This window comes from Lautropia mirabilis (assembly GCF_900637555.1).
Lineage (GTDB): Bacteria > Pseudomonadota > Gammaproteobacteria > Burkholderiales > Burkholderiaceae_E > Lautropia > Lautropia mirabilis.
In genome coordinates this window covers 1,597,735-1,611,371 of the sequence record NZ_LR134378.1, presented here as the reverse complement: position 1 = coordinate 1,611,371, position 13,637 = coordinate 1,597,735, and the positions used below count along the sequence as shown (strand labels likewise).

The following is a 13,637-nucleotide window of genomic DNA, read 5'->3' as shown; positions in this document are numbered from 1 at the left end:
CGGGCGGGCACAGAAGGATGATACCGGCCCCGCCGAGGAATCAGGCGGCCAGAGAATGCGCCGTTGGCGCCATGTGTATCAGGCTGCAAAGTGACGTGACAGCCTCGTAATTCTGCCAGAGCCGACAACGCATAGAATCTCAGGTTGTCCGCGCAAAGGTCGTGTCGGACGTTCTGCATGTCATTCATGACATTCCGCACGTACGGCAGACTTTGACCGGCCTGCCTGGTCCCGTGAAGGTTCATCATTGCGGGATCGGGCACAATGCCCGGCGCACGCCCGCCTCCGGCATGTCCGGGGCGCGCCGCGTCGACGCATCGCATCTCGTTCGTCAATCCCGACAGGAAGCATCCCCTATGTCCGGACCGGACTCCCCTTCGTCCACCCAGGCCCCCCCCAGCCACCCCATTCCCGACAACCCGCTGGGCGAGCATTTCCGCAACCACCATCCGGTCACCTTCGGCCGCGTGGTGGGCGCGGCGTTCCTCGCCCTGTCGCTGGCCGTGCTGAACTTCGTGACCTGGGACAAGATCAACCCGCTGGTGGACGCGCCGGCCTTCTACGGCAAGATCAGCGGCCTGGCCTACAACTCCGCCCAGCGCTGGGACAACCCGCTGGATGGCCGCAACGCCGATGAGTCCTCGATCGAGAAGGACTTCAAGATCCTGTCCGACTACACGACGCGGGTGCGGACCTACAGCAGCGTCGATCAGCCCAACATTCCTGCCCTGGCCGAGAAGGCCGGCCTGCACCTGACGGCCGGTGTCTGGGTCAGCAAGGATGAGGAGCGCAACCAGAAGGAATTCGACGCCATCGAGAAGGCGGTGCATGACACCAGCTCCATCGAGCGGGTCATCGTCGGTAACGAACAGGTGCTGCACGCCGGCCGCACCCCGGCCGAGCTCATCCAGAACATGCGCGAGGTCAAGCGCCGGGTGCGCAAGCCGGTCTCCACGGCCGAGCCCTGGCACATCTGGCTGCGCTACCCCGAGCTGGCCGCCAACGCCGACTTCATCACGGTCCACCTGCTGCCCTACTGGGAAGGCCTGCCGGTCCAGCAGGCGCTGGAGTACACCTTCGGCCGACTGCACGAGGTGCAGCGCCGCTTCCCCGACAAGAAGATCGTGATCGGAGAGGTGGGCTGGCCCAGTCAGGGCGACCGCCGCGACTCCTCCCGTGCCTCGCCCGCCAGCCAGGCCGAGTTCATCCGGGGCTTCCTGGTGCGCGCTGCCGCCGAGAACATCGACTACTTCCTGATGGAGGGCATCGACCAGCCCTGGAAGATCGAGCTGGAAGGCCGGGCCGGCCCGTACTGGGGCTACCTGGACGCCTACCGCCAGCCCAAGTACAGCCTGACCGGCCCCATCGAGCGTGATCCCAACTGGGAAACCAAGGCCGCCCTGGCGTCGGCCATCGGCGTGGTGGCGCTGTTCTGGTTCATGTTCAGCTTCTCCAACCTGCAACTGCCCAGCCGCATCGCCTTCGGCCTGGTGCTGCAGGCCGTCATCTCGCTGTTTGCCTGGCTGGTGGCCCTGCCCTTCGACTACTACATGCGCCCGATCGACTGGACCTTCCTGGTGATCCTGGTGCCGTCGCTGCTGGCCATGTCCACCATCCTGCTCACGAACTTCTTCGAGTTCGTCGAGATGTTCTGGCCGGGCAACCTGCGTCACGTCTACCGCCCACGTCCGCTGGCCCCCGGTGCGCGTGAACCCAAGGTGTCGCTGCACCTGGCCTGCTGCAACGAGCAGCCCGACATGGTGATTGCCACCATCAAGAGCCTGGCTGCGCTGGACTACACCAACTTCGAGGTGCTGGTCATCGACAACAACACGAAGGACGAGAAACTCTGGAAGCCGGTCGAGGAATTCATGGCCACGCTGCCCGAGAACTTCAAGTTCTTCCACCTGCCCAAGTGGCCCGGCTTCAAGGCTGGCGCGCTCAACTACGGGCTGACGCAGACGGCGCCCGATGCCGAGATCATCGGCGTGGTGGATGCCGACTACGTGGTGGTGCGTCGCTGGCTGAAGGACGTGGTGAGCTACTTCGATGATCCGGACACCGCCGTGGTGCAGTCTCCGCAGGCCCACCGGGGCTGGAGCCGCCACACCTTCCGCCGGATGATGAACTACGAGTACGACGGTTTCTTCCGCATCGGCATGCACCACCGCAACGAGCGCAACGCCATCATCCAGCACGGCACCATGACGCTGGTGCGCGCCCAGCCGCTGCTGGAGGGCAAGTGGTCGGAATGGACCATCTGCGAGGACGCCGAGCTGGCCCTGCGCCTGATGAATCAGGGCTACACGCTGCGCTATGTGGACGTGGTGATGGGTCGCGGCCTCACGCCCGACACCTTCTTCGCCTTCAAGAAGCAGCGCAAGCGCTGGGCACAGGGCGCCATCCAGATCATGAAGGCGCACGCGAAGACCCTGTTCGGCCGCAGCAACCTGACGGCAGCACAGCGCTACCACTTCATCACGGGCTGGTTCTCATGGATCGGTGACGCCCTGCACCTGCTGTTCGCGCTGGCAGCCATCGCGTGGAGCATCGGCATCATTGCCGCGCCCCACCTGTTCAGCCTGCCCATCCTGCTGTTCATGATCCCGCTGATCGCCTTCTTCTTCTTCAAGGCGCTGATGGGACCGCTGATGTACATGCGCCGCGTGCGCTGCGAGCAGAAGGATGTCTGGGGCGCCGCACTGGCCGGCATGGCCCTGTCGCACGGCATCGCCCAGGGCGTGTTCTCGGGCCTGTGGAACAAGACGGCCGTCTTCGAGGTGACCGAGAAAGGCGGTGGCGCCGGCACGCAGGCCGCCGATGTCGAGTCGGCCTCGGCTGCGTCGGCCACGCCGGCAGCCGATACCGCTGCAGCCGGTGCCGCCGTGGACACCGTGACCACGAGCCCTGCCCCGGCACCCAAGCCGGCCAAGCCCGCCAAGCCCAAGAAACCCGCAGGCATGGCCTGGGGTGGCGTGCGCGAGGAAGCCCTGCTGCTGATCGGCCTGCTGGTGGCAGCGCTGGGCATCTCGATGACCCGGCTGCCCAACCACCTGGAATCGGCCATGTGGATGGTGGTGCTGGTGCTGCAGGCGGTGCCCTACATGGCTGCCGTGGTCTGCGCCCTGCTGTCGGCCTCCAAGGCCAAGCACCTCGAGAAGAAGCCTCGCAAGACGGCCGGCCAGTCCGGCAACGAGGCAGCCAGCGACGAGGGATCGGCCAGCCAGGCCGCCAGCGCCTGAGTCAGGCGTCGCTCCTCCGGCCGCCCTGTCATGGGCGGCCCCGGACGGGGACGGGACGGATTTCGATCCGCCCGTCCCCGTTTCTTCATGGGCCGCCGTCCGTCGGCCAGCGCTGCCCGAAGCCCCCGACAGCCGGCCGCCCAAGCCCGACCGGCGGGGGCGAATCGTTGCACGGACAGGCCAAACCGTTATAATGGACGTTTACTTGTCGTACCGTTGCGTGCGTTTTCATCACCTGCTTCGGCGCTGAACACCCAACCGATTCCCCTATGAAAGAAGGCATCCACCCCGAGTACCGCGAAGTCGTGTTCCAGGACATGGCCAACGGTTTCAAGTTCATCACGCGTTCCACGGTGCACACGCGCGAAACCATCAAGATGGACGACGGCAAGGAATATCCGCTGATGAAGCTGGACGTGACCTCCGAGTCCCACCCGTTCTACACGGGCGCTCAGCAGCGCATCATCGAGACCGGCCGCGTCGAGAAATTCCGTCAGAAGTTCGCCCGCACCGGCGCTACCGCCGCCAAGGCCTGATCCGTTCTACGGCCCCTGGCCGCGGTTCGCCGTGGCCCCAGAAAAGCCCTGGCAACTGCCGGGGCTTTCTTTTTCCATGGTCTCTCGTGCGTCCGATGCGCCCCTGGCGGACAATGAGCCCAAACGATGACTGATCGGCCCCACAGGATCCGACGATGACAAGCTCTAGTTCCGGGTCGCGCGTCAGACCCTATCTGGTCACCTCGGCAGACGCCGCACGCCTGCCACGCTGGATTCCGCTGCTGTTCTGCGCGGTCTATGTCCTGGCCGGCCTGTTCGGGCGTGATCCCTGGCGGACCGACGACGCCATCGGCTTCGGCATCGCCCACACCATGGCCACCGGCAACAGCATCGACTGGCTGCTGCCCAACGTGCAGGGCCAGCTGGTGCCCGACGAGGGCGGCCCGCTGCCCTTCTGGGTGGGCGCGCTGGGCATGCACGCCGCACGGCTCTTCAACACGCTGCTGGCCAGCTTCTTCGGCCATGCGGCCGACGGGTGGCGCATCGCCCCGGACCTGGCCATGCGACTGACAGCGGCTGCGGGCATCGCTTTGGCCATGACGCTGCTCTGGTATGCGGCGCGCAACCTGGCCGTGCGGCCTGAAATCCAGCCGCAGGATCCGTTCGGCGCCGGCGCCAGCCCGCAGGACTTCGGCCACGCCGTGGCCGATGCGGCTCTGCTGGCCGTGCTGGCCTGCTTCGGGCTCATCGCACCCATCCACGAGACCACGGCCAACGCCTCGCAGACCCTGTGCGTGGCGCTGCATCTGTTCGGCCTGTCGGTGGCCATCGATCGTCCCCGCCGCGGCGGACTGCTGGTGGGCCTGGCCATCGCCGCCAGCCTGCTCACCTACGGCATTCCGCTGGCCGTCGTCATGCTGCTGGCCACGCTGCTGCTCCTGTGGCTGGTGGTGCCCTTCCGGCTGGTGGCGGGCTGGATCCTGCTGACGATGCTGCCGGTGGCCGTGCTTGGCAGCATTGTCTGGCCGGCGCTGCTGGCCTATTTCAGCCACTCGGACGCCGTGGTGCAAGCCCTGCCCCTGATGGAGGGTGACAGCAACCTGCCGGTGGATCCGGCTGCCAGCCAGAAGGTGGCGGAGTTCTTCCACGGCTGGCTGTCCTGGAATGCCGGCATGTTCGGCGCGCCGAGCGGTGAAGCGCTTTCCCAACTGGGCGGCACGCTGCCGTGGTACCTGTGGCCGCTGTGGCCGTTCGTGCTGTGGGGCATGTGGCGCTGGCGGGCCGGCTGCCGTGAAGCGCCCATTGCCGCGCCCCTCTTCCCGCTGCTGCTGATGCTGCTGGCCTCGCTGTGCAACCCGCAGACGGCTGACCACCAGGCCACGCTCACCCCGATGGTGCTGCCGATGGCCGTGCTGACCGGCATGACGCTGCCCATGATCCGCCGCAACCTTGTCAGCGTGGTGGACTGGTTTGCCGTCATGATCTTCTCGGTGGCCAGTCTGGCCGTCTGGGCCTACTGGGTCGCCTTCATGTCGGGCTGGCCGCCGCGCATGGCAGCCCGGGCCGAAGCCGCGCTGCCAGGCTTTGTCGCCCACGTCTCGGTCATCGAGCTGATCATCGGGTTGCTGGCCACCGGGGCCTGGGTGCTGCTGGTGGTGTGGCGCGTATCGCGCCGGCCGCGCCCCTTCTGGCGCCCCATGGCGCTGTCGTCAGGGGGCATGGTGCTGACCTGGCTGCTCCTGATGACCCTGTGGCTGCCTGCCGGCAACTGGCGCAAGAGCTACCAGGAACTGGTGATTCCCACCCGGGCGCTGTTTGCCAGCCAGCCGGGCTGCGTGCTGCATGCCGGCACGGATGCCGGTGAACTGGCCCTGTTTGCCTACTACGCCGGCGCCCGCTTCGTGCGGCTGCCGGATCTGCGCCAGCAGGATGAGGCACCGCCCAAGCCTGTCTGCCCCTGGCTGCTGGTGGCCGACGACACGCCGGGCACGCCCATCAACCTGCCTGACCTGCTGGGCCGCGCCAAGGACGCCGGCCTGGATGGCGCCACGCCCGCCCAGATCCTGGCCCAGCCCTGGCAGTCGCTATGGCAGCGCCAGCGGCCCTTCGGCAAGACGCCGCACCTGCTGGGGCTGTACCGGCGGGTGCCTGTCGAGACGGCGCCCACCCCCTGAGCGCCTCCCGGTGGCCCCGGCTGATCCCGGACTCGGGATCAGCCCCTGGGCTGTCCGGCCGGTCCGATGAAGTGCTGGCGGTAGTGCCGCAGCTCGTCGATGGATTCCTGAATGTCGGCCAGCGCGGTGTGGGCGCCGCGCTTCTTGAAGCTGCGATAGACCTCGGGCGCCCAGCGCCGTGCCAGTTCCTTCAGCGTGCTCACATCCAGGTTGCGGTAGTGGAACCAGCTTTCCAGCTCGGGCATGTAGCGCGCCATGAAGCGCCGGTCCTGCCCAATGGAGTTGCCGCACATGGGTGACTTGCCTTCGGGCGCCCAGGCGCGGATGAACTCCAGCAGGATGCCCTGCGCCGCCGCCTCGGTCAGCGTCGAGGCCCGCACGCGGTCGATGAGCCCGGACTTGCCATGGGTGGACTGGTTCCACTTGTCCATGGCGTCCAGCACCGTGTCGGGCTGGTGAATGGCCAGCACCGGCCCTTCAGCCAGCAGGTTCAGCTCGCTGTCAGTCACCACCATCGCCACCTCGATGATGCGGTCGATGTCGGGATGAAGGCCGGTCATTTCCATGTCGAGCCAGACCAGACGGCTCTCGTCAGGCCGGCCAGGGGGAACGAACACGGTGCCCAGTGGCTGGCCATCGGCCGTGTGGCCGGCCGAGACGCCCTGCGGAGCGCCCTCCGACGCCTGATCCATCCCGTTCCGTTCGTTTTCCGGGGCGGCAGCCGCCCCCATTGTGTCTTGGGTTTCCATGCTTTAATTGTCGCATGCAACCCCTGCACTTCAGCTTCCTGTTCGTCGGATTCCTGTTGCTGTCGCTGGTTCTGCGCCTCTGGCTGGCCAGCCGTCAGGTCCGCCACGTCAGCCGGCACCGCGACGCCGTGCCCGAACCCTTTGCCAGCCGCATCAGCCTGCCGGCCCACCAGCGCGCCGCCGCCTACACCATCGCCCGCGTGCAGCTGGGCATCGTCGACCAGTTCGTGGGCGCGGTGGTGCTGCTTGCCCTCACCCTGCTGGGCGGTCTGCAGTTCATCCACGAAACCTGGATGCGCTGGCTACCCGACCAGCCGCTCCTGCAGCAGCTGCTCGTCATGGCCACCGCGCTGCTTCTCATCAGCCTGGCCGAGCTGCCGGTGGACGGGTGGCGGCATTTCCGGCTGGAGACCCGCTTCGGCTTCAACCGCATGACGCCGGCGCTCTTCGTGGCCGACCACCTGAAGGCGCTGCTCGTTGGCGCCCTGCTGGGACTGCCGTTGCTGGCCGCCCTCATCGCGCTGATGCAGCACACCGGCCAGCGCTGGTGGTTGTGGGCCTGGGCCTTCTGGATCGGCTTCAACGTCGTGGTGCTGCTGCTCTTTCCCACCGTCATTGCCCCGCTCTTCAACCGCTTCGAGCCGATGGCCGATGGACCGGTGAAGGAACGCATCCTGGCGCTGTTGGCGCGCTGCCAGTTCAGTGCCGGCGGCCTGTTCGTGATGGACGGCAGCCGCCGCTCGGCCCATGGCAACGCCTACTTCACCGGCTTCGGCAAAAGCCGGCGCATCGTCTTCTTTGACACCCTGCTGGCCCGACTGGAGGTCGACGAGGTGGAGGCCGTGCTGGCGCACGAGCTGGGCCATTTCAAGAAGAAGCACATCCAGAAGCGCCTGGTGCTGCAGGGCGTATTCAGCCTGGTTGCCTTTGCACTGCTGGGCTGGCTGTCGTCGCAGATCTGGTTCTACCAGGGGCTGGGCATCGCCATCGGCCCCTTCCAGGCCCAGGCACCGGCCGGCGTGGCGCTGCTGCTCTTCTTCCTGGCCCTGCCCGTCTTCCTGCTGCCGCTGCGGCCGCTGATGGCCTGGATGTCACGCCGTGACGAATTCGAGGCCGATGCCTTCGCGGTGGAACACAGCAACGGCCAGGCGCTGGTCTCGGCCCTCACCAAGATCTACGAGGACAACGCCAGCACCCTCACGCCCGATCCGCTGCATTCGGCGTTCTACGATTCCCACCCGCCGGCGCCCCTGCGCATCGGCCGGATCCGGCAGCGGCTGGCCGAGGCGGCCCCGGCCGCCCCATCACAGCCATGACCTCACCACAGCCATGACCTCCTCCGATCACCCGCGCCGCACCGGCCCCGCCGACGACTTCGACGACGACTACACAGGTGCCCGCTACGAGGACGAGGCCATGGCCCTGGCCAACAAGGGCCGGGGACGCCAGCCCCCCCGCCCGGGTGGCAGCCGTTCCTACACCCGCAAGACCCCGGCCGGCAGCCAGGCCCAGCCGCGCGGCCAGACCCGTTCCGAGCGACTGCAGGCCGACGTGATGGCCGCCTATGGCCGCCAGTTCCTGCTGGCCCCGACGGATGGCGGGCCGCACCTGCCCGCCATGGCGGTGGGCCGGCGACTGGACTGCGTGGTGGGCGACCATGTGACCTACCGGCAGGCCGACAGCGGCCCTTCAGCCATCGAGAGCGTGGCGCCGCGCCGCAACCAGGTGCGCCGCCGCGACGCCTTCCGGGAGAAGATCATTGCCGCCAACGTCGATCAGGCGGCCGTGCTGATCAGCGGCTACCCCGCCTTCGACGAAGCGCTGCTGATGCGGCTGCTGCTCGGCCTCACCGCCGAGGACATCCCCGTCCTGGTGCTGGTGACCAAGCAGGACCTGAGCCAGTCGTTCGAGCAGGTGCAGGCGCGCACGCGCGTCTACGAGTCGCTGGGCTACCCGATGCTGCCCATTTCGGCCCTGAAGGATCCCGCCTCGCTGGAACCCGTGCAGGAACGCCTGGTCGGCAAGCGCACCGTGCTGCTGGGCCAGAGCGGCATGGGCAAATCCACCCTGCTCAACGCCCTGGTGCCCACCGCCAGCCAGCAGACCAACGAGATCTCCACCGCATTGTCCAGCGGACGTCATACCACCACCTTCAGTCGTGCCTTCATCCTGCCTGATGGCCAGAGCTGGCTGATCGACACCCCGGGCTTCCAGCAGTTCGAGCTGGCACACCTGAGCCGCTGGCAGCTGCTGCACGCCATGCCCGAGTTCCGCCCCTACTTGGGCCAGTGCCGCTTCAACGACTGCCAGCACCACGACGAACCGGGCTGCGCCATCCGCGATGCGGCCGAACGCGGCGACATCGACCCGCACCGCTACGAACTGTTCCAGCAGCTGGTGGATTACGACTAGGCGCCTGCGGCGTTGAGGGTTGAGGGTTGAGTGCAGAAGACACGAAGCAGAAATTACAAAACGCAAGACCTGCCTGGGCGCCTCAAAAGCGTCCGCCTCTGCTTTTTTCCGTCACCGGAATGCCTTCCCTGCTCGGGGCCTCCCCTACGTCCGGACTTGGGCCGCTGCCTGCACTGACGCTGATTCGACGAAATTCGGTCAACAATCAGGGACATGAAGACCATGATTTCTGAGCATTGGCTCGGCGCATGATGTCATGTTCCGACAGGGACCAGCACACCGTCCTGTCACGAAAACTTTCTTTACGTTGTAATCACCCACCAGGAACCGTTCCGAAAACCCCGAAATCAAGTAACCAAACACTACATTCGTCGCAGGATCATCGACACGCGCTATGGTGGCTGCATGCAAATCGTTTCCCCACGCCAACAGACGGAGGCAGACCATGACGACGCGCATACCCTCCCGCCACACGATCCTCGCAGCGGCAATCCTCGCGCTGCTGGCCGGCTGCGGCAGTGGTCAGGACGACTCGGCAACCCGGACCAAGGCGACCGCGAACAGCCTGGTCACGGCCGCATCCTCGTCCGCCCAGACGACCGACGGCGCCCTGGCCCCCAGCAGCAAGGCGGCCAGCTCCACCCAGGCCGCCATCGACACGCACAGCATCAGCAGTGATCTGCTGGCCACCCTGCTGCTGCAGGGCACCACCTGGGACGGTCAGACCCCCGAGTACCGCGTCTGGCCCGCATGGCCATGGCGAGGAGCCGGAAACAAGGGCCAGGTCGACACCGACGCACTGGCGCACACGCCTCCGTTGCAGGGTGGCCAGTGGCTGCAGCAGGTGGACCCCGACAGCCGCCACTATCGCTATCACCAGGCCAGCTGGCTGCAGGACAGCCCTGTCGATGGCTTTGCCTATCCCACGCTGGACACCGGGCTGGATCTGCACATGGTCAGCGAGGGCTCCTACCAGGAGAACTTCCACGGCAGCCAGTACCTTGCCTATTCCCGCGACACCCCATTCAACCTGGGCAGCCAGGCGCAGGTGCGGGTTGGCGGCACCGGCAACGGCCGCAGCGGCGAGGATGCCGCATCCGATGGCCAGACCCTGACGCTGGATGCCGTCACACGCCCCGTCGCCATCACGCCCGGACAGCGCATCCCGCTGAACCAGTCGCTGGCCGAATGGCGCAACGCCCAGGGGGACTCCGTGAAGCTGGTTCCCATGGCAGGCCAGGCCAAGGACCAGGTACGGCTCTGCCTGGATCAGAAGGTCCAGAACGTGAAGCGCCTGAGCTGCACGCTCTGGCAGGTGCCCGCCGACTGGACGACCCTGAGCGCGCTGCCCACCTATCAGGGCCTGCGCGTGGTGGATGAACGCGACGACCGGCAACGGACCTGGCAGTCCACGACCCGCTATCCGGCCTACAAGGCCGCCACCGTGTCCTCCCGGGGCGTGCGTGGCGACGTGCTGGCTGGCGTGCTGGTCCACTATGTGGACACGGTCCCCGCCCTCATCGGGCCGAACTACCAGAGCTGGTCGGCCGTGCCCTGGAACGGCCCCGGCCCGGACGGCCAGCCCCTGCCCCGTAACGATGGCGCTCCCGCCGTACCCGATGTCGAGGGGTGGTCCAGCATTGACCATCCTGGCCGGACCGAGCCGGGACGGACCCACTACACCCACGAATTCGAGAACTTCCTGAGCCACGACAGCCGGAATCTGCTGCCGGACTACGTCTTCACCCCTCAGACCGTCACGCTGGGGATGGACGTTCACATGGGACGCTTCTTCGAGGGCTATCAGGAGCTGGGCTTCTTCACGCCGGGTCGCTTCCTCTATAGCATCGACGGCGAAGCCACTCCGGGCCGCCCGCTGCTGACCCTGTCCACGCAGGCCAGCTTCACCACCGGAGACCCTGCCTCGGCTGCATCACCGCTGCGCTCGACCAGCAGCTACACCCTGCGCGCCGGCGATGTGGTGCCCTTCAACCAGGCGCTGCAGCACTGGCAGGATGACAAGGGCAACCAGGCCACGCTGAAGGTGCTCAAAGGCAAGGCCAAGGACGAGTTCCGCCTGTGCCTGGATCAGCAGCTGCCCGCCATCAAGCGCCTGTCGTGCAGCCACTGGCGCATCCCGGCGGACTGGAGACTGGACATCTCCCCCGAGTTCAAGGGCATCTCGGTGGCTGATGACCGCAGCGCCGTGGGTGACAGCGGCACGCTCTACTGGCAGACCCGGCCCGAAGCCACCAGGAACCTGAAGAGCGTGAAGACCTTGCAGCGCAAGGCGCTGATCCGGCAGAAGGCGCTGCAGCAGCGCTGAGCATGCCGGGCGCGCGGGATGGCGGCGATCATTCAGGTGATTCAGCAGCCATCCTGCGCCGCAACCAATGGATCACGCCCGTGCACACGGCGCCCACCAGCACGGACAGCGCGGGCGCCACGCCGAGCGTGATCCACGGGCGCGCCAGGAAAGCGTGCGGCCCGTACAGCTGCGGCAGCCACAGGGAAAACAGAAAGCACACGCTGACGATACAGAACACCTTCCACATCGCCAGCCGGCTTGCGGGCACCCGGGTCATGAAGGCGGTCAAGCCCACAAGCACCAGAATCCGGCCGACCCCGTTCAACACATCCATCCATGTCATGGTCGTGCTCCTTCACGCCACCCGTTCGGTGCGTTTCATCCACGTGGCCAAGGCCATGCCAGCCCCCACGAACAAGCCGTAGAACGCTAGGACCGCGGCGACGATCTGCGATCGTGGCCACCACCCCAGCCCTGCCATGCCACGCGGCACCAACATCAGAAATGGCAGGACCAGCCCCAGCAGGAACATCAGCCAGACCGGCCAGCGATACTTGAGGGCCCCCTTCACCAGCAGGAACGGGGCACCCACCACCGTGGAATGCACGAGGATTTGCAGGGGTTGGTCGTCCATGACGCAGCCATCCAGACGGGGATCACCCGTGCGATGGTAATGAGCGTGCCCTGAAGGGACGAAGAAGATCGCTTTCCTGACAGGGTCTTGCCGTTGTCAGGGGGTGCGACAGTCAGGTGGACTGGCGTGGTCTCAAGTCGATGGCGACTCCCCGCCCCCACTGCATGCCGCACTCCATGCGATCGCCGGACGGGTCCCTCGGGCTGCAACGGTGGACCGCCACCATTTCCGTCACGCCGCCAGGAAGTGATAGAAATTGCGCAGCATGGTGGCGGTGGCTCCCCAGATGAAGTAGGTGTGACCCGCCGGTGCCTGCCAGGGCATGGCATGAAAGGCGCGCTGGATGAGCTGCCCGTCCTGCTGCCAGCGCCCCAGACGGCGCTGATGATTGGCCGGATTCATCAGGAAGGCCAGCGGCACCACGAAGGCTTCCTGCACCTCCTGTGGCGACAGCACAAGCGACTGGGGCTGCACCGCAGCATCCAGCAGTCCCACCACGGGATTGACCCAATAGCCCGTGCCGGTGGCCATGCCAGGCAGGTTGCCCAGCACCTGGACCTGATGGCGAGCCAGACCGATTTCTTCTGCCGCCTCGCGCAGGGCCCCATCGGTGACCGAGGCATCTTCCGGATCCAGCCGGCCGCCCGGAAAGGCAATCTGGCCCGGGTGGTGGCGCAGCCGGTTGCTGCGCACTGTCAGCAGCACACCCAGCCCCTGAGGGGTAGGTAGAAGCGGCACCAGCACGGCAGCCGGCGTCAGCGGGCGTCTCGCAGTGGCGTCAGGGTGTGAAGCGCGCCCCCCTGCGGGCTCCTGGGGTGCCCAAACAGAAGCCGATGGGGAGGCGGACGATGGGCCGACAGAAACGGCCGGCACACTCGGGGGCGGCCCCGATGGCGCCTCGGCATTGCTCTCGGCCTCGATCCGCCAGTCGGAGGGCGGATGCAAAAACCGCTGCCGGATCCAGTCGCCCTGCAGGCGCTGATCGGACAGCGGTTGTTCGGAGGATCCGCCGGCAGCAGCCAGCACGGGGGCTGACGACAGATCGAAAGACGGAACGGAAACATCAGCCGATGCTGGCGCAGGCGCGGCCACCCCTCGTGGGATAGGAGGCCGGCGGCCAGACATGGCCGGAACCGATCAGCCCTCGGCGCCTTCCGCGGCGGCCTTGGCAGCCTGCGTGCGGGCCGGCAGCTTTTCCTTGATGCGGGCCTTCTTGCCGGACAGGTTGCGCAGGTAGTACAGCTTGGCGCGGCGCACGTCACCGCGGCGCTTGACCTCGATGCTGGCGATCAGCGGCGAGTACAGCTGGAAGGTACGCTCGACACCCTCACCCGAGGAGATCTTGCGGACGGTGAAGGCGCTGTTCAGGCCACGGTTACGCTTGGCGATGACCACGCCTTCGTAGACCTGCACACGCTTGCGGCTGCCTTCAACCACGTTGACGGCCACGGCCACGGTGTCACCCGGTGCAAAGGCGGGAATCTGCTTGCCGAGGCGGGAAATCTCTTCCTGTTCGAGCTGGGCGATGAGGTTCATGCTAGAGGACTCCAGGCATCATGGGCGGGGCTGTTGTTGGGATTGGAGCCGATGGCACAAAATTGGGCCAGCGGCGGATGGTCCC

Annotated in this window: 11 protein-coding genes; 6 read left to right on the top strand and 5 right to left on the bottom strand. The window is 66.8% G+C overall.

Features of this window, described 5'->3' with window-relative positions:
- Positions 1–356 precede the first annotated feature (356 nt).
- From EL249_RS06460 to EL249_RS06450, 3 genes are all read left to right on the top strand, one after another.
- Positions 357–3,242: a glycosyltransferase gene (locus EL249_RS06460; protein WP_005673603.1), complete on the top strand. Its 2,886-nt coding sequence runs from the start codon at positions 357–359 to the stop codon at positions 3,240–3,242.
- A 269-nt stretch (positions 3,243–3,511) separates the two neighbouring features.
- Positions 3,512–3,778 (top strand): type B 50S ribosomal protein L31, encoded by a 267-nt coding sequence (locus EL249_RS06455; RefSeq protein WP_005673604.1) that lies wholly within the window; start codon positions 3,512–3,514, stop codon positions 3,776–3,778.
- A gap of 155 nt (positions 3,779–3,933) precedes the next feature.
- On the top strand, positions 3,934–5,913 hold the full coding sequence (locus EL249_RS06450; protein ID WP_005673605.1) for an ArnT family glycosyltransferase: 1,980 nt from the start codon (positions 3,934–3,936) through the stop codon (positions 5,911–5,913).
- Between the two features lie 38 nt (positions 5,914–5,951).
- Here EL249_RS06450 and orn read toward each other — a convergent pair whose 3' ends face one another.
- On the bottom strand, positions 5,952–6,479 hold the full coding sequence (orn, locus tag EL249_RS06445) for an oligoribonuclease (protein WP_232002069.1): 528 nt from the start codon (positions 6,477–6,479) through the stop codon (positions 5,952–5,954).
- A 197-nt stretch (positions 6,480–6,676) separates the two neighbouring features.
- On the opposite strand from orn, the gene EL249_RS06440 reads away from it, so the two are divergent.
- The 3 genes from EL249_RS06440 (at position 6,677) to EL249_RS06430 (ending at position 11,400) form a co-directional block, all read left to right on the top strand.
- The gene (locus EL249_RS06440) at positions 6,677–7,978 is read left to right on the top strand and encodes a M48 family metallopeptidase (protein ID WP_005673607.1); all 1,302 of its coding nucleotides are present in this window, start codon (positions 6,677–6,679) and stop codon (positions 7,976–7,978) included.
- A 13-nt stretch (positions 7,979–7,991) separates the two neighbouring features.
- Entirely contained in the window at positions 7,992–9,074 is a 1,083-nt protein-coding gene (gene rsgA / locus EL249_RS06435; RefSeq protein WP_005673608.1) for a ribosome small subunit-dependent GTPase A, read from the top strand.
- 445 nt (positions 9,075–9,519) lie between these two features.
- Positions 9,520–11,400: a hypothetical protein gene (locus EL249_RS06430; RefSeq protein WP_005673609.1), complete on the top strand. Its 1,881-nt coding sequence runs from the start codon at positions 9,520–9,522 to the stop codon at positions 11,398–11,400.
- 28 nt (positions 11,401–11,428) lie between these two features.
- On the opposite strand, the gene EL249_RS06425 is transcribed toward EL249_RS06430, so the two are convergent.
- The 4 genes from EL249_RS06425 to rplS form a co-directional block, all read right to left on the bottom strand.
- Positions 11,429–11,725 carry a hypothetical protein gene (locus tag EL249_RS06425; RefSeq protein ID WP_005673610.1) on the bottom strand — a complete coding sequence of 99 codons (297 nt, stop codon included), beginning with the start codon at positions 11,723–11,725 and terminating at the stop codon, positions 11,429–11,431.
- A gap of 12 nt (positions 11,726–11,737) precedes the next feature.
- Positions 11,738–12,016, bottom strand: coding sequence for a hypothetical protein (locus EL249_RS06420; RefSeq protein ID WP_005673612.1), 279 nt, complete (start codon positions 12,014–12,016; stop codon positions 11,738–11,740).
- 231 nt (positions 12,017–12,247) lie between these two features.
- Positions 12,248–13,042 (bottom strand): NUDIX hydrolase, encoded by a 795-nt coding sequence (locus EL249_RS06415; protein WP_040529904.1) that lies wholly within the window; start codon positions 13,040–13,042, stop codon positions 12,248–12,250.
- 111 nt (positions 13,043–13,153) lie between these two features.
- On the bottom strand, positions 13,154–13,552 hold the full coding sequence (gene rplS / locus EL249_RS06410; protein ID WP_005673614.1) for a 50S ribosomal protein L19: 399 nt from the start codon (positions 13,550–13,552) through the stop codon (positions 13,154–13,156).
- Between the last annotated feature and the right edge of the window lie 85 nt (positions 13,553–13,637).